At 67.8% G+C, this 15452-nt stretch carries 14 protein-coding genes; 4 read left to right on the forward strand and 10 right to left on the reverse strand.

All coding sequences use genetic code 11. The features are described 5' to 3' along the window. Nucleotides 1-31 precede the first annotated feature (31 nt). The 6 genes from G3N94_RS19365 to G3N94_RS19390 form a co-directional block, all read right to left on the reverse strand. Complete coding sequence (locus tag G3N94_RS19365) at nt 32-1048, reverse strand: oligopeptide/dipeptide ABC transporter ATP-binding protein (protein ID WP_205794193.1); 1017 nt, start codon at nt 1046-1048, stop codon at nt 32-34. Further along, complete coding sequence (locus G3N94_RS19370; RefSeq protein WP_205794194.1) at nt 1045-2037, reverse strand: ABC transporter ATP-binding protein; 993 nt, start codon at nt 2035-2037, stop codon at nt 1045-1047. Before G3N94_RS19370 ends, G3N94_RS19365 begins: the two co-directional genes overlap by 4 nt. A gap of 1 nt (nt 2038) precedes the next feature. Then, nucleotides 2039-2941 carry an ABC transporter permease subunit gene (locus G3N94_RS19375; protein ID WP_205794195.1) on the reverse strand — a complete coding sequence of 301 codons (903 nt, stop codon included), beginning with the start codon at nt 2939-2941 and terminating at the stop codon, nt 2039-2041. A 12-nt stretch (nt 2942-2953) separates the two neighbouring features. After that, nucleotides 2954-3892, reverse strand: a complete 939-nt coding sequence (locus G3N94_RS19380) for an ABC transporter permease subunit (RefSeq protein ID WP_205794196.1) — start codon at nt 3890-3892, stop codon at nt 2954-2956. An 11-nt stretch (nt 3893-3903) separates the two neighbouring features. Then, entirely contained in the window at nt 3904-5517 is a 1614-nt protein-coding gene (locus G3N94_RS19385) for a peptide ABC transporter substrate-binding protein (RefSeq protein WP_205794197.1), read from the reverse strand. 179 nt (nt 5518-5696) lie between these two features. Continuing rightward, complete coding sequence (locus G3N94_RS19390; RefSeq protein ID WP_205794198.1) at nt 5697-6278, reverse strand: cupin domain-containing protein; 582 nt, start codon at nt 6276-6278, stop codon at nt 5697-5699. 499 nt (nt 6279-6777) lie between these two features. Here G3N94_RS19390 and G3N94_RS19395 point away from each other — a divergent pair, with 499 nt between their 5' ends. Both G3N94_RS19395 and G3N94_RS19400 read left to right on the forward strand, forming a co-directional pair. After that, nucleotides 6778-8301, forward strand: coding sequence for an oligopeptide:H+ symporter (locus G3N94_RS19395; RefSeq protein ID WP_205794199.1), 1524 nt, complete (start codon nt 6778-6780; stop codon nt 8299-8301). Between the two features lie 113 nt (nt 8302-8414). Continuing rightward, the gene (locus G3N94_RS19400) at nt 8415-8624 is read left to right on the forward strand and encodes a hypothetical protein (RefSeq protein ID WP_205794206.1); all 210 of its coding nucleotides are present in this window, start codon (nt 8415-8417) and stop codon (nt 8622-8624) included. 59 nt (nt 8625-8683) lie between these two features. Here G3N94_RS19400 and G3N94_RS19405 read toward each other — a convergent pair whose 3' ends face one another. From G3N94_RS19405 to G3N94_RS19415, 3 genes are all read right to left on the reverse strand, one after another. After that, the gene (locus tag G3N94_RS19405) at nt 8684-9808 is read right to left on the reverse strand and encodes an OpgC domain-containing protein (RefSeq protein ID WP_205794200.1); all 1125 of its coding nucleotides are present in this window, start codon (nt 9806-9808) and stop codon (nt 8684-8686) included. 253 nt (nt 9809-10061) lie between these two features. Beyond that, nucleotides 10062-10964 (reverse strand): EamA family transporter RarD, encoded by a 903-nt coding sequence (rarD, locus tag G3N94_RS19410; RefSeq protein WP_205794201.1) that lies wholly within the window; start codon nt 10962-10964, stop codon nt 10062-10064. 7 nt (nt 10965-10971) lie between these two features. Further along, nucleotides 10972-11268: an acylphosphatase gene (locus G3N94_RS19415; RefSeq protein ID WP_205794202.1), complete on the reverse strand. Its 297-nt coding sequence runs from the start codon at nt 11266-11268 to the stop codon at nt 10972-10974. Nucleotides 11269-11483: 215 nt separating this feature from the next. On the opposite strand from G3N94_RS19415, the gene hpnA reads away from it, so the two are divergent. After that, entirely contained in the window at nt 11484-12491 is a 1008-nt protein-coding gene (hpnA, locus tag G3N94_RS19420) for a hopanoid-associated sugar epimerase (RefSeq protein WP_205794203.1), read from the forward strand. 203 nt (nt 12492-12694) lie between these two features. Continuing rightward, nucleotides 12695-14218: a phage tail protein gene (locus G3N94_RS19425; RefSeq protein WP_205794204.1), complete on the forward strand. Its 1524-nt coding sequence runs from the start codon at nt 12695-12697 to the stop codon at nt 14216-14218. A 140-nt stretch (nt 14219-14358) separates the two neighbouring features. On the opposite strand, the gene G3N94_RS19430 is transcribed toward G3N94_RS19425, so the two are convergent. Continuing rightward, the coding region (locus G3N94_RS19430; RefSeq protein WP_205794205.1) for a glycosyltransferase at nt 14359-15452 on the reverse strand (1094 nt) is incomplete at its 5' end.

The raw sequence follows: 15452 nt of genomic DNA on the forward strand, positions 1-15452 counted from the left end.
CCTGTTGACCTGCCTGGTTCTTGTGGCTGCGTCAGTCCGCGCCTGCGCGGATGCACGCGACGCGTGCTGCCGAGCCGCGCCGCACTTCCGGACGCGGAACGTCCTGTGCGCACGCGTCGACCGCAACCGGACAGCGCGTGCGGAACGCACAGCCCGACGGCGGATTCAGCGGCGACGGCATCTCGCCCGCGAGCAGCATCGGCCGCCGTGCGCGTTCGCGCGCCGGCTCCGGCGTCGGCGCCGCGTCGAGCAGCGCCCGCGTGTACGGGTGCTGCGGCACGCGATACACGTCCTGCCGCGTGCCGAACTCCATCACGCGGCCGAGATACATCACGAGCACGCGCTGGCTGATCGCCTTCACCACCGCGAGATCGTGCGCGACGAACAGATAGGACAACGACAGTTCGCGCTGAAGATCGCGCAGCAGGTTGACGATCTGCGCCTGGATCGACACGTCGAGCGCCGATACCGGTTCGTCGCAGATCACGAGCTTTGGCTCGCTGATCAGCGCACGCGCGATCCCGACGCGCTGGCACTGCCCGCCGGAAAATTCATGCGGATAACGCAGCAGGTGATGCGCGTTCAGCCCGACCCGCTCCAGCATCGCGACCACCCGGCGGCGCACCTCGGCACGGCCGATGCCTGGCTGATGCGTGATGAGCGGTTCCGCGACGATATGCTCGATCGTCATCCGCGGATCGAGTGACGCAAGCGGATCCTGGAAGATCATCTGCACTTCGCGCCGCATCGCGGTGCCGCGCAGATGATCGGGCGCGACCGTCTCGCCGCGCCAGCTCACGCTGCCGGCCGTCATCGGCACGAGGCCGATCAATGCGCGCGCGAGCGTCGACTTGCCGCAGCCGGATTCGCCGACGAGCCCGACGGTCTCGCCGCGCTTCACGTCGAACGACACGCCGTCGACCGCACGCAGCGTGCCTTTCGGCGACCACGGATAGCCGCCGAGCGGCACGCGAAAATGCACTTTCAGATCCTGGACGGACAGCAGCGCGTCCGCCGATCCACCCTGCTCGAGATCGATGACGCTCATCGCAGTCCTCCTGTCAATTCCGCCACCGGCCGGTGGCACGCACGCACCGCGCCGGCCGCGCTGTAGGTTTCGAGCGCCGGGCGCGCGTCGCCGCAATGGCTCTCCGCATACGCGCAGCGCTTCGCGAATGCGCAGCCGGCCGGCGCCGTGCCCGGCATCGGCGGGTTGCCGGGAATCGCGACGAGCGGCGCATCGTCGGCATCGGTCAGGCGCGGCAGCGCGTTGAGCAGGCCGATCGTGTACGGATGCGACGGCGCCGCGAAGATCGATTCGGCCGGCGCATATTCGACGGTGCGGCCCGCGTACATCACCATCACGTCGTCGGCGAGGCCCGCGACCACGCCCATGTCGTGCGTGATCAGCACGATCGCGGTGCCGCGCTCGCGGTTCAGCTCGCGCAGCAGGTCGATGATCTGCGCCTGCACGGTCACGTCGAGCGCGGTGGTCGGCTCGTCGGCGATCAGGATTTCCGGCTCCGACAACAGCGCCATCGCGATCATCACGCGCTGCCGCATGCCGCCCGAGAATTCGTGCGGATACATCCGGATGCGGCGCGCCGCGTCCGGAATGCGCACCGATTCCAGCGCCTCGATCGCGCGCTTCGTCGCTTCCTTGCGCGACAGCTTGCGATGCAGCTGCAGCGTTTCGGTCATCTGCCGCTCGATCGTCAGGAACGGATTGAGCGACGTCATCGGATCCTGGAAGATCATCGCGATCCGGTCGCCGCGCACGTTGTTCAGCGCGCGCGTATCCATCGCGAGCAGATCCTGGCCGCGATAGCGGGCCGCGCCGCTCGTCGTGCCGTTGCCGGCGAGCAGGCCGAGCAGCGCCATCACGGTCTGGCTCTTGCCCGAGCCCGATTCGCCGACGATGCCGAGCGTCTTGCCCGCTTCGAGGGTGAACGAGACGCCGCTGACGGCGTCGATCGGCGGCGCATCCTTGCGCGTGAAGCGCACGCCGAGGTTGTCGACTTCGAGTAGTGCGGCCATTTCAGCGATCCTTCGGGTCAAGCGCATCCCGCAGGCCATCGCCGACGAAATTCACGCAGTAGAGCGTCACGCACAGCAGCGTGGCCGGGAACAGCAGCAGCCACGGCATCGATTCCAGTTTCTGCGCGCCGTCCTGGATCAGCACGCCCCAGCTCGTCATCGGCTCCTGCACGCCGAGGCCGAGGAACGACAGCACCGATTCGGTCAGCACGATGCCCGGCACCGTGACCGTCGCGTACACGACGACCACGCCGAGCAGGTTCGGCACGATGTGGCGCAGCACGATCGACGCCGGCGACACGCCGATCGCGCGCGCCGCATCGACGAACTCGCGATTGCGCAGTGACAGCGTCTGGCCGCGCACGACGCGCGCCATGTCGATCCACGAGAACGCGCTGATCGTCAGCACGACGAGGATGAACGAGCGGCCGAACAGCGTCATCATCAGGATGGCGATCAACAGATACGGAATCGCGTACATCATGTCGACGATGCGCATCATCACCGCGTCGACGCGGCCGCCGGCGAAGCCCGCGGTCGCGCCCCACGCGACGCCGAACAGGCCCGACACGAGCGTGCCGAGCAGGCCGACCTCGATCGATACGCGGCCGCCGATCAGCGTGCGCACGAGCAGGTCGCGGCCGAGTTCGTCGGTGCCGAACCAGTGCTGGTTCGCCCAGGTCGGCGCGAGGCTGATCGACGCCCAGTCGCTCGCGGCCGGATCAGCCGTGAGCAGGAGCGGGCCAAGCAGGCACGCGAGCGTGATCAGCGCGAGCAGCACGAGGCTCAGGACCGCCGCGCGGTTATGCAGGAAGCGGGACATCGCGAGCGCCAGCGGCGTGCGCGAGCGCGGCGGCGTGTCGGCCTGCACGGGCAGGCTGACGATGGGAGTAGTCGGCGTCATGGTGCGCCTCGCTCAATAACGGATACGCGGGTCGAGCCACGCGTACGCGAGGTCGACCAGCAGGTTGAACAGCACCGCGCAGACGGTCGTCAGCACGACGAGGCCGAGCACCAGCGTGTAGTCGCGGTTGATCGCGCCGTTCACGACGAGCTGCCCGAGCCCCGGCAGCGCGAACACCGATTCGGTGACGACGGCCGCGGTGATCGACGAGATGCAGACCGTGCCGAACAGCGACACGACCGGCATCAGCGCGGGCTTCAGCGCGTGGCGCAGCACGATCGTCGAGCCGGGCAGCCCTTTCGCGCGTGCGGTGCGGATGTAGTTGCTCGACAGCGTCTCGATCATCGAGCCGCGCATCACGCGTGCGAGCAGCGACATGTTGATGAACGACAGCAGCACGACCGGCAGCACGCGGTACTGCCAGTCACCGTTGCCCCAGCCGCCGGCCGGCAGCCAGCCGTTGCCGGACGACGTCTTCAGCAGGATCGCGAAGATCCACACGAGCACGGGGCCGAGCACGAACGGCGGCACGACGTTGCCGAAGTTGCCGATCAGCATCACGACGCGGTCGATGAAGCTGTCGCGGCGCACCGCCGCGACGGTGCCGAGCAGCACGCCGCACCCGATCGAGATCGGGATCGAGATGCCGCCCACGCCGAGACTCACCGGCAGCGCCTTCTTCACCAGATCGTTGACCGACCAGTCGACGTAGCGGAACGACGGGCCGAGATCGCCATGCAGCAGCGCGTCGAGATACATCAGGTACTGCTTCCACAGCGGTGCGTCGAGGTGGTACTTCGCGTTCAGGTTCGCGAGCGTCGCAGCGGACAGCTGCTTTTCCGTGTCGAACGGACCGCCGGGCGTGAAGTGCAGCAGCAGGTAGCAGACGGTGACGACCGCGAGGATCGTCGGCACCGCCCACAACGTGCGTCTCAGTGCGTAGGCCAGCATGATCGCTCCGCTCAGTGCTTGATCAGGTACATGTCCTGCGAAGCACGCATGTCGATCACGTTCTTCAGCGAATAGCCGCCGACGTACGGCTTCACGAGACGGTCGGCCGAGTACTGGAACAGCGGCACCATCGGCGTGTCGGTCAGCGCCATGTCGTGTGCCTGCGTGAGCAGCGCGGCGCGCGCCTTGTCGTCGAGCTTCTGGTTGCCTTCCTCGACCAGCGCATCGGCCTGCTTGTTGCAGTAGCCGACGGTGTTCTGCGAGCTGCCGCAGCGGATCAGGTCGAAGAACGACATCGCGTCGTTGTAGTCGGCGAACCAGCCGTCGCGCGCGATCTGCACCTTGCCGTCATGCCGCTGCTTCATCAGCACCTTGAACTCGACGTTCTCGAGCTTCGTGTTGATGCCGAGCTTGGTGCGCCATTCCGACGCCGCGAACAGCGCGACCTTCTTGTGCAGGTCGTTGGTGTTGTACGTCAGCGTGAACGACAGCGGCTTCGCGTCCGAATAGCCGGCCTCCTTCAGCAGGTTCTTCGCGGTCTCGACGCGCTTGGCCATCGGCCACGACGCCCAGTCCGGCGTGAACGGCTGCACGCCCTTCGTGCCGTTCGGCATCAGGCCGTACATCGGCTTCTCGCCGGCCTGCGTGAGCTTCGACGTCAGCACGTCGCGATCGAGCACCATCGACAATGCCTGGCGCACGCGCTTGTCCTTCAGCGCCGGATCGCTGTTGTTCAGGTAGTAGTAGTAGGTCGCGAGCTGCAGGCCCGGGCGCAGTTCGCCGCCGAACTGCTTGCTGACCTGCTGGAAGATCCCCGACGGGATCGAGTAGCTGTAGTCGATCTGGCCGGCCTGGTACATGCGCATCGCCGTCTCGTCGCTCTCGATCGGCAGGTACGTGACCTTGTTGATCACGACCTTCGGTGCGTTCCAGTACTTCGCATCCTTCGAGATCACGATGCGGTTGTTCGGCTGCCAGTCGACGAGCTGGTACGCACCGTTGCTGACGATGTTGCCCGGGCGCGTCCACGCGTCGCCGAACTTCGCGATATTGTCCTTGTTCACCGGCGCGAGCGGCACCATCGCGGTCAGCTCGGGGAAGAACGCGACGGGCACGTCGGTCGTCACTTCGAGCGTGTACGGATCGACGGCGCGCACGCCGAGCGTCGCAGGCGCGGCCTTGCCTGCGATGATGTCCTTCGAGTTCTTCACGAACTCGACGAGGATCGTGTACTTCGAGCCCGTCTTCGGATCGACGAGGCGCTGCCACGAATAGACGAAATCGGCGGCCGTCACCGGCTGGCCGTTGCTCCACTTCGCATCGTGGCGCAGCTTGAACACCCACGTGTCGGGCGACTTGCGCTCCCACGACAGCGCGACGCCCGGCACGACCTGGCCGGCCGCGTCGATGCGCGCGAGCCCTTCGAACAGGTCGAGGCCGATCGTGTTGCCGGTCCACGACTCGATATGAGCGGGATCGAGCGACTCGATTTCCGCAGGCACCTGACGCGTCAGGTCCTGCTGCGCGGCGAGCGCGACGTTCGACGGAACGGAAACGGCGTGTGCGGCGGACGTCGTCAGGGCGAGCGCGGCCAGCACGGCCGACATGGCATGCAAGGATTTCATCGTGGCAGTCTTTAGAAGGGTTCTTCGGTGCGCGAAATGCGGCGGATGCCGCGCGTTACGCGTGGGACGCTGACGGGCGCAGCGATTGAGGAGGCCCGTGTATCTCGTATGTCATCTTAGTATTCCTTACATTTCTTTCGACAGATACCCCATCGTCGAAACGAAGGAATACCTGTGCGTTAGAACAGCCTGGGGGTACCGACCCAGACCACCACCGCTTCGATCTTTCCGGTGTTGGCCCAGCTGTGCGGGACCGTCGACTGATAGTGCGCGCTGTCGCCGGCATGCAGGACGAACGTCTTGCCCTCCAGCGTCAACGACACTTCCCCTTCAATCACATACAGGAACTCCTCTCCTGCATGCGTCGTCACCTCCGACCGCTTCTGTCCCGGCGGCAGCCGCACGAGGATCGACTCGAGCTGACGCCCTTCCGACACGTTCGTCAGCCGCGCGAACAGGTTGGCCGAATCGGCGAACCCGAAAAAGCGCAGCTGGTCTCCTCGGCAAACCGAACGCTCCTCGCTCGGCGTGTCGACGAAGTACTGCACCGTCACACCGAGCGCGTGCGCGATACCTGCAAGCGACGTCAACGACGGCGATGCGAGCCCGCGCTCGACTTGCGACAGAAACGGTTTGGAAATACCCGCGGCCGTCGCCGTTTCATCCAGCGTGCGCTTCAGTCGTTGGCGCAACGCGCGAATCTTGCTGCCCAGTACGGCGGCAGCGTTGGCAGACCGCGTGTTTTCAGTTGGGGGAACCATAGCAGGCCGAAATGTGGTCGTCAAAAAATGTTTGATGGAAAATAACTAAGTTAGATCGATATGGCTTAGTCTTCGGGTCTTCGCACGTCTCCGGTGTCACGCGCGATCCGCTGAACACCATCCGGCCCCGGCCGGGAAACGCGCTATCTTGCCAGACTCGCCGCCACCACAGGCAAGCTGCAAGCGGCTCTCCGGGATTTCTCGGAGGCGCCGAAGTCAATCTTACAAAGACATGACGAGACGAATATTCCCGAAAGCACCTGACATGTCAGGGATTACCCGGTGTGGCGCGAAGCTGACGCGCCGCGCACGGAAACATTACCGGTCACGCGCCGGCCGAGGCCCTGCGCCACCCGCCACGGGAGGCCGCTGACCCCGGCGTCGGCGCAGCCCGACCGACCTTGCCGCCGCTTTCGCGCTGCCCACCCGGCCGACGCGCGCAGGCACCAGATTGACCCCGGCAGCGCGCGATCCGCGCCGCCCGCTTGAACCGATATTGATGATGCATTCACCTGTTTCCCAAACCCGATCGTTTACGACGGTCTTCCTCATTGAAATGTGGGAGCGCTTCGGCTATTACGGCATGGCAGCGCTTCTCGTCCTCTTCATGGTCGACAAGCTCGGCTTCACCGACGGCCGTGCGAACCTGACCTGGGGCGCGTTCACCGCGCTCGTCTACGCGTCGCCGTCGATCGGCGGCTGGATCGGCGACAAGGTGCTCGGCGCGCGCCGCACGATGATCATCGGCGCCACGGTGCTGTGCGCCGGCTACCTGATGCTCGCGATGCCGAACGACCAGCTCGGCTACCTGTATGCGTCGCTCGGCGTGGTCGTGGTCGGCAACGGCCTGTTCAAGGCGAACGCCGCGAACCTCGTGCGCCGGATCTATGAAGGCGACGACGCGCGCATCGACAGTGCGTTCACGATCTACTACATGGCCGTCAACATCGGCTCGACCGTGTCGATGCTCGCGACGCCGTGGATCAAGGATCACTGGGGCTGGCACACCGCGTTCGCCGTCTGCTGCGCGGGGATGCTGCTGGGCATTCTCAACTTCGTGCTGATGCACCGCACGCTCGCGCACATCGGCTCGCAGCCTGACGACCAGCCGATCCAGTGGCGCCGTCTCGGTGCGGTGGTCGCGGGCGGCGTCGCGCTCGCGTTCGTCACGATGTACGTGCTCGAGCACAAGCAGCTCGCGGTCGCGAGCGTGTGGACGGCGGCAGCCGCGATCCTCGCGATCTTCGCATACATGATCGCGAAGTCCGAGCGTTCGGAGCGCGCGGGCCTGATCGCGGCGCTCGTGCTGATCGCGCAGGTGATCCTGTTCTTCATCTTCTACGTGCAGATGTCGACGTCGCTGACGCTGTTCGCGCTGCGCAACGTCGACCCGCGCTTCATCCTGTTCGGCACGACGATGTTCTCGTGGAGCGCCGCGCAGTTCCAGGCTCTCAACCCGATCTCGATCATGCTGCTGAGCCCCGTGCTCGTGGTGATCTACAACGCGTTCTCGAAGCGCGGCCATGACATCCCGGTCGCGCTGAAGTACGCGCTCGGCTTCGGCGCGGTTGCGGCGGGCTACCTCGTGTTCACGATCAGCGGCCGCTACGCGGTCGACGGGCGCGTGTCGTCGTGGTTCATGGTGTGGGGCTACGCGCTCTACTCGCTCGGCGAGCTGCTGGTGAGCGGCCTCGGTCTCGCGATGATCGCCCGCTACGTGCCGGCGCGCATGAGCGGCTTCATGATGGGTGCGTATTTCGTCGCGACGGGCGTGTCGCAGTATCTCGGCAGCGTGGTCGCGAACTTCGCGCAGATGCCGTCGCACGACCTGCCCGCAACCGAATCGCTGCCGCTCTACCTGTCGCTGTTCGAGAAGCTCGGCTGGCTCGCGGCACTCGGCATGCTGATCGCACTGCTGCTGCTGCCGCTGATGAAGCGCCTGTCGCGCCAGCATCAGCGCTGCGTGGAAGAGCGCCGCGAAGAAGCAGCGGCGCCGGCGCCGGCAGTCGCCGCGGCTCAGTGAAATCCCTCGGCGCGCTGCGTGCGCGCCACATTCTCCTGCCGATCGCGCGCGCCCGTCCTACACTGGTTTCAGGGAGCGCTTCCGACGAGACGCGCGGCAGGCGGGAGAAAATCATGAAAAGCAAGACGACGCGGATCTTGAGGATGCTGTCGGATATCCGGCGCGCGCAACGCTGCACCGCGCTGCGGGCCGCGAAGGCGGCCGCCGAAGCGGACGCGGTGCTTGCCGAGCGCAACGACGACGCAACGTCCGACGAGTGCAGCGAAGGGGACACCAACGACGCACCGATCGCGCCCCGCTCCCGTATCGGCTCACCTCACTAGCGTTCACCCCACGTGTGCGCCGGCCCGGAATGGGCCCGGCATCACGCGCACCGCGCTGCTCACGCGGCCGCCCTGCGCCATCGCGCAAACCACATTCCCGAACTCGCGAGCGCCATCATCAGGCCGAGCGCACACGCGTCGGCCGCGAGCCCGACGCCGACCAGGTGCGGCAGGCGCGCGCCTTGCGACAGCGGATGCAGCAGAGAATCGAGCACCAGCGAGATCGCGGCCCCCGCGACGAAGCACGGCAACCCGCGCTGGCCGACCGCGACGACCGGGCGCACGGCCTGCGCGATCCGCGCGATCCAGCCGTAACGCACGCAATCCGCCATCAGCCACGCGATCGCCGCGAAGTTCACGATGCGCGCGAATGCAAGGTCGCGCTTGAGCAAGCCTTCGGGCAGCGGCAAGCCCGAGAACAGCTTGTAGCTCGCGCAGCCCAGCACGACCGCGCACGCGATGCCGGTCGCCGCTGCGCTCCAGCGGCCGGGCGCGATCCGCCGGTAGACGGGCTGGCAGCGCGCGAGCACGCCGGCAACGAACATCAGCTGCCACGCGAACGGGTTGAAGCTCCAGTGGAACGTGTCGGTATCGAGCAGCTCGGGGCCGAGCCAGCCGGCGGCGAGCCACGACGCCGCGCTGCACGCGACGAGCAGCCACGGGTGACGGCGCGCGAACGGCACGAGCGCCGGCGCCGCCAGCGCGAACAGCACGTACATCGGCAGCACCGACGCGAGATACGGCTGGCGCTGGAACGTCAGCAGCTCGGCGAGGCCCGTGAGCGGCGACGCGAGCATCACGCTGACGTCGTCGAGCGCGAGGTTCGGCGCATCGATCCCGTAATGGTCGAGCACCGCGGACACGACGAGCATCAGCGTCGACGTCGCGAGAAACGCGCGATAGATCTGCATCGCGCGGCGCATGAACCGCCGCTGTGCGGCGCGTGCGCCGTGCCGCTCGGCGATCGCGACATACGCGCTCGCGGTCGCGAAGCCGCCGAGAAACACGAACACTTCGGCCGCGTCGCACAGCGCGAACGCGTGCAGCGTCACGCGCGACAGCATGCTCGTACTGATGTGATCGACGACGATCATCAGCAGCACGATCCCGCGGAAGAAATCGACTTCGATCAGGCGGCCGCCGCGGGGCGGCGGAAGTGCAGCGGACGGTATGTTCAAGGACATGATCGCGCCCGCGAAATGCTGGCGCAGCATGCGCCGGGGATAGTCGGGAAAGGATGGCGCACGCAGTCGGCGGCGATACACGTATGCTTGTATCGCGCCAACCCGGCTGGCCAGGCAGGGGGATGACCGTTCATCGGAAAGCTGCATACGGAGGAAAGACGGTCCGTTCAGTCTAATAGCCGATCAGGGCATACCCTAAGTAACAAAGTGCAACGGAATCTTCTGTTCGGTTACACGCGCGCGATCGGTAGCGCTACGCGCGACGCGCGGGCAAGCGCCGCATCAGCATCGCGCTGTGCCATGCAGTCAACGCAACCGCGACCCAGATCGGCCCGTAGGTCGCGAGCTTCGCGACCGTGAGCGTCTCGCCGAGCAGCAGCAGCGACACCGCGACGAGCAGCACCGGCTCGACGTAGCCGAGAATGCCGAACAGCGCCATCGGCAGCATCCGGCTCGCCTTCAGGTAGCTCGCGAGTGCAAGCGTGCTCAGCACGCCGAGCCCCGGCAGCAGCAGCGCACACAGCACCGGATGGTCCGCAACCTGCGTCGTGCTCGTCGCGACCATCGCGGCCGCGACCGGACACAGCAGCGCCATCTCGAGCGCGAACGCGGCCAGCGAATCGGCGTTGATCCGGCGGCGCAGCACGAAATACGGCGGATAGCCGAGCGCGACGACGAGCGTCGGCCACGCGAACGCGCGCGTCGCCCACACCTCGTGCGCGACGCCGAGTGCCGCGCACGCGACCGCCGCCCATTGCAGCGGGTCGAGCCGCTCGTGATAGTAGAAGCGGCCGACGAGCACCATCGTCAGCGGCAGCAGGAAATAGCCGAGCGACACTTCGAGCATCCGCCCGTGCAGCGGCGCCCACAGGAACAGCCACAGCTGCAGGCCGAGCATCGCGGCGCTCGCGGGCAGCGCGATCACGAGGCGCCAGTCGCGCACGGCCCGCCCGGCGAGCGCGACGAGCGCCGGCCAGCGGCCGCGCAGCGCGATCAGCGCGAACGCGCCCGGCACGGTCCACAGCACCCGCCACGCGAAAATGTCGAGCCCCGTGAGCGGCTGCAGCAGCTTCGCATACGCGGACATCAGCGCAAACAGCGTCGACGCCGTCACCGACAGCACGACGCCGCGCCCGGCCTCCGGATACCCCGTCATCGCGCGCTCACTGCTGCTGGAAGCGTTCGTAGCGCTTGTCGGACTGCCGCTCCTCGAACGTCACCTCGGTCACGTGCGCGGCAGGCGGCCCGTGCCGCAGCCACGCGAGCATCCGGTCGATCTGCGGCCCGGGGCCCTGGATCATCGCCTCGACGCTGCCGTCTTCGAGGTTCGCGACCCAGCCGCGCAGCTTCAACGCGTGCGCCTCGCGGACCGTCGCATGGCGGAAGCCGACCCCCTGCACGACGCCGCGCACCCGTACGTGGTAAGTCTCGATCCGTTCGTCCAGTTCGTCGCGGCTCATCGTCGTCGCCCTCCAGTTGCGTCCAAGCCCGGCATTGTAGTCGTGTGGCTGCACCATGTCAGTGCCGGCCAGGCGCCTTGTACTGCCACGTTGTGCTGCCACGTTGTGCTGCTGCCTTGTGCCGCCACGCTAACCGTCGCCGCTCACGCCGACCACGTACAATCTCGCTCGACGCACAACTGCCGCGCCGCTCGCGCGCGGCCATGAGGACTTGCATGACTGATACATCCCGCGATCTCGTTCTGGTCACCGGCGCGTCCGGTTTCGTCGGCTCCGCCGTCGCGCGCATCGCGCAGCAGAAGGGCTATGCGGTGCGCGTGCTCGTGCGCCCGACCAGCCCGCGCACGAACGTCGCGGATCTCGACGCCGAGATCGTCACCGGCGACATGCGCGACGAGGCGTCGATGCGCACCGCGCTGCGCGGCGTGCGCTACCTGCTGCACGTCGCCGCCGACTACCGCCTGTGGGCGCCGGACCCGCTCGAGATCGAGCGCGCGAACCTCGAAGGCGCGCTCGCGACGATGCGCGCGGCGCGCGCCGAAGGTGTCGAGCGGATCGTCTACACGAGCAGCGTCGCGACGCTGAAGGTCACGAGCGCCGGCCACGCGGCCGACGAGAACGCGCCGCTCACGCCCGAGCAGGCGATCGGCGTCTACAAGCGCAGCAAGGTGCTCGCGGAGCGCGCGGTCGAGCGGATGATCGCCGACGAAGGGCTGCCCGCGGTGATCGTCAATCCGTCGACGCCGATCGGCCCGCGCGACGTGAAGCCGACGCCGACCGGCCGCATCATCGTCGAGGCCGCGCTCGGCAAGATTCCCGCGTTCGTCGATACGGGGCTGAACCTCGTGCACGTCGACGACGTCGCGAACGGTCACTTCCTCGCGCTCGAGCACGGCCGTATCGGCGAGCGCTATATCCTCGGCGGCGAGAACCTGCCGCTGCAGCAGATGCTCGCCGACATCGCGCAGATGACGGGCCGCAAGGCGCCGACGCTCGCGCTGCCGCGCTGGCCGCTCTACCCGCTCGCGGTCGGTGCCGAAGCGGTCGCGAAGCTGACGAAGAAGGAGCCGTTCGTCACCGTGGACGGGCTGCGGATGTCGAAGAACAAGATGTACTTCACGTCCGCGAAGGCCGAGCGCGAGCTTGGCTACCGCGCGCGGCCGTACCGCGAAGGGCTGCGCGACGCGCTCGACTGGTTCCGCTCCGCCGGCTACCTGAAGTGATCCGACGCGCGCGGGGCCATGCGCTCCGCGCGTCGCGCACGCATTTCACGCGGCGCGCGCAACACGTTCATCTCCCCTGATACTCATGCCGGCGCCTGCAAAAACGCAGGCGCCGGCATTTTGCCTGCACTTTGTTACACGCGCGTGCGGACCGGCATCGGCGCAGCAGGTAAAATCGCGGGTCTTACGTAGAGAAAGCACGCATGAACCTGAACGATCAGATCGATGCGCTCAATGGCGGCGTCGATCAGCTCCTCCATGATCACCGCGCCGCCCAGCAGGCGGCACGCAGCGCGGATGCCTTCGCGCGCGCGGCCGCGGCCGAAGCCGAAACGGCCGCCCAACGACACGCCGCGGCCGAGACCGAAGCGCAGGCTGCCGCGCAACGCCATGCACAAGCTGCGGCCGAGGCCGAAGCCGCGCTGCAGCACCACTCGGAAGCGAGCGCCGAAGCCGAAGCCGCCGCGCAGCGCCACAACGACGCAACCGTGCAGGCCGAGGCCGCCGTGCAACGTCACGCGGAAGCAACCGCGCTGACCGAAGCCCTCGCGCAGCGCCATGCGGATGCCGAAGCCGCATCGCAGCGCCACGCGGCCGCGATCACCGAAGCCGAAGCCGCCGCACAACGTCACGACGCCGCCGCGACCGAAGCGGAAGCCGCTGCGCAGCGCCATGCCGACGCCACCGCGCAAGCCGAGGCCGCCGCGCAACATCACGCGGCCGCTGTCGCCGACGCAGAAGCCGCTTCGCAGCGCCACGCCGATGCGATCGCGCAGGCCGAAGCCGCCGCGCAGCGTCATGCCGATGTGACCGCCGAGGCCGAAGCCGCCGCGCAACGCCATGCCGACGCCACCGCGCAGGCCGAAGCCATCACGCAGCGTCACGCCGCAGCGATCGCCGAGGCCGAAGCCGCCGCGCAGCGCCATGCCGACGCGACCGCCCAAGCCGAAGCCATCACGCAGCGCCACGCCGCAGCGATTGCCGAAGCCGAAGCCGCCGCGCAACGCCATGCCGAGGCCACCGCCCAGGCAGAGGCCATCGCGCAGCGCCATGCCGAAGCGATCGCGGAAGCGCAAGCCGCCGCGCAGCGTCACGAACAGGCAATCGCCGACGCCGAAGCGCTGGTCGAAGCCGTCGTCAAGGAAGCGATCACCAAGGGAGCCGGAGCGGCGGAAACGGTGGATGCGGTCGAGGCCACAGACGCGGAAGCGGCGAATGCGCCGGTCGCAGCCGAGGCCGCCGAAGCGGAACCGGTGAATGCGCAGGAAGCAGCGGCAGCAGACACCGACGCGCCTGCGCCCACGGTAACTGAAGCCGAAACCGCCATCGCGACGGAACTCGCGCCCGCCGCAGCCGCAGCCGACTCCGCAGCCGCAACCAACGCACCGGCCGTTCCTGCGAACAATTCGACGCTGCACGTCGCGCGCCCGTCCCAGAACGAACTGACGCTGACCGTCAACGGCGAATCGATCACGCTGCATCCGGAGCAGCTGAGCCAGCTGATCGAGGAACTCGCGCACGTGCGCGCGTCGATGCAGCTCGAGCAACCGGCGGGCATCCCGGCGGGCTGGCGGTTCGTGTCGACGAAGAATCCGATGATGGCCGTGCAGAAGCAGCCGAACGGCGACCGCTTGCTGGTCGCGCGCCACACCGGCTACGGCTGGGTGCCGTTCACGTTCTCGCCGGATGTGGTGGTTCAGATGTACATGATGCTCACTCAGCGTTAAGCACGGGGCGTCGATCCTGCGGCTATCCGCAGGGGAGCTGGCCGAAGGCTGGCCAGCACAGGGGCGGCGACCTGCCGCCCCTCGGTTTGCCGCCCCTGATCAGCATCGGGCCCGCCCGCCGAGCGCGCGGGCCCCGGCGCTCAGCGGTCCACCGGCGCCTGCACGCGGGCCTTCCACTGGCCGCCCTTGCCGCGCCAGTAGCGCCACGCGGACGCGAAGGTCGCACCGACGTAGAACGCCGCGATGAGCGGCAACGCGGGCGCCCACCACGGCGAGCGCCGGTAGTAGCGCAGCATCGGCGCGTACGCGGTGCACATCGACGCCCATGCGAGCCATGCGGGCCACGCACGTGCACCGTAGGCGAGCGCCGCGACGGGCGGTACGAGATAGATGATCGCCATCCCGAGCAGCGTGCCGGCCAGCAGCCACGGCGAATAATGAAGCTGCGTGAACGCGGTGCGCGCGATCATGTTCCAGATATCGCGCCAGCTGTCGTAAGGACGCAGCGACACGCTGCGGTTGGCAAGATCGAGACGGATCGGATGGCGGCCGCTGCCTCGATGCTTGATCTGCGCAGCGAGGCTGCAGTCGTCGATCAGCGCGTTGCGGATCGACTCGATGCCGCCCGCCTCCTCGAGCGCCGTGCGCTTCACGAGCATGCAGCCGCCCGCGGCGCCGGCCGTCTTGTTGCGCGGATCGTTGATCCACGAGAACGGGTAGAGCTTCGCGAAGAAGAACACGAACGCCGGGATCAGCGCCTTTTCCCAGAACGAATCGCAGCGCAGCCGCACCATCAGCGACACGAGATCGCGGCTTTCCGCCTGTGCGCGCGTGACGAGCTGGGCCACGGCGTCCGGCGGATGGCCGATGTCGGCATCGGTCAGCAGCAGGTAATCGGCCGGCAGGCCGAGCGTCTGCACGGCGGCGATGCCCTGCGACTGCGCCCAGACCTTGCCCGACCAGCCGGCCGGCAGCGGCTTCGCGCCCAGCACCGTCAGGCGGTCCGCACGATTGATCGCGAGCGCCGCCGCGCGGGCCGCGTCGGCGGTGCCGTCGTCGCTGTGGTCGTCGACAATAATCAGATGAAAGTCGCCAGGGTAGTCCTGCTCGAGCAGCGACGTCGCCGCGCGGGCAATCACGTCGGCTTCGTTGCGTGCCGGCACGACCGCGACGATGGCCGGCCAGCCAGCCTCGGCGGCCGCGCCGCGCGCGTCGGGCGGCAGCGGCCGCGCCG

This window comes from Burkholderia sp. Ac-20353 (assembly GCF_017104785.1).
Taxonomy (GTDB): domain Bacteria; phylum Pseudomonadota; class Gammaproteobacteria; order Burkholderiales; family Burkholderiaceae; genus Burkholderia.

Coding starts and splice junctions, on each gene's coding strand:
- G3N94_RS19365 (WP_205794193.1), bottom strand. CDS start 1,048: ATGAGCGTCATCGATCTCGAGCAGGGTGGATCGGCGGACGCGCTGCTG.
- G3N94_RS19370 (WP_205794194.1), bottom strand. CDS start 2,037: ATGGCCGCACTACTCGAAGTCGACAACCTCGGCGTGCGCTTCACGCGC.
- G3N94_RS19375 (WP_205794195.1), bottom strand. CDS start 2,941: ATGACGCCGACTACTCCCATCGTCAGCCTGCCCGTGCAGGCCGACACG.
- G3N94_RS19380 (WP_205794196.1), bottom strand. CDS start 3,892: ATGCTGGCCTACGCACTGAGACGCACGTTGTGGGCGGTGCCGACGATC.
- G3N94_RS19385 (WP_205794197.1), bottom strand. CDS start 5,517: ATGAAATCCTTGCATGCCATGTCGGCCGTGCTGGCCGCGCTCGCCCTG.
- G3N94_RS19390 (WP_205794198.1), bottom strand. CDS start 6,278: ATGGTTCCCCCAACTGAAAACACGCGGTCTGCCAACGCTGCCGCCGTA.
- G3N94_RS19395 (WP_205794199.1), top strand. CDS start 6,778: ATGATGCATTCACCTGTTTCCCAAACCCGATCGTTTACGACGGTCTTC.
- G3N94_RS19400 (WP_205794206.1), top strand. CDS start 8,415: ATGAAAAGCAAGACGACGCGGATCTTGAGGATGCTGTCGGATATCCGG.
- G3N94_RS19405 (WP_205794200.1), bottom strand. CDS start 9,808: ATGTCCTTGAACATACCGTCCGCTGCACTTCCGCCGCCCCGCGGCGGC.
- rarD (WP_205794201.1), bottom strand. CDS start 10,964: ATGACGGGGTATCCGGAGGCCGGGCGCGGCGTCGTGCTGTCGGTGACG.
- G3N94_RS19415 (WP_205794202.1), bottom strand. CDS start 11,268: ATGAGCCGCGACGAACTGGACGAACGGATCGAGACTTACCACGTACGG.
- hpnA (WP_205794203.1), top strand. CDS start 11,484: ATGACTGATACATCCCGCGATCTCGTTCTGGTCACCGGCGCGTCCGGT.
- G3N94_RS19425 (WP_205794204.1), top strand. CDS start 12,695: ATGAACCTGAACGATCAGATCGATGCGCTCAATGGCGGCGTCGATCAG.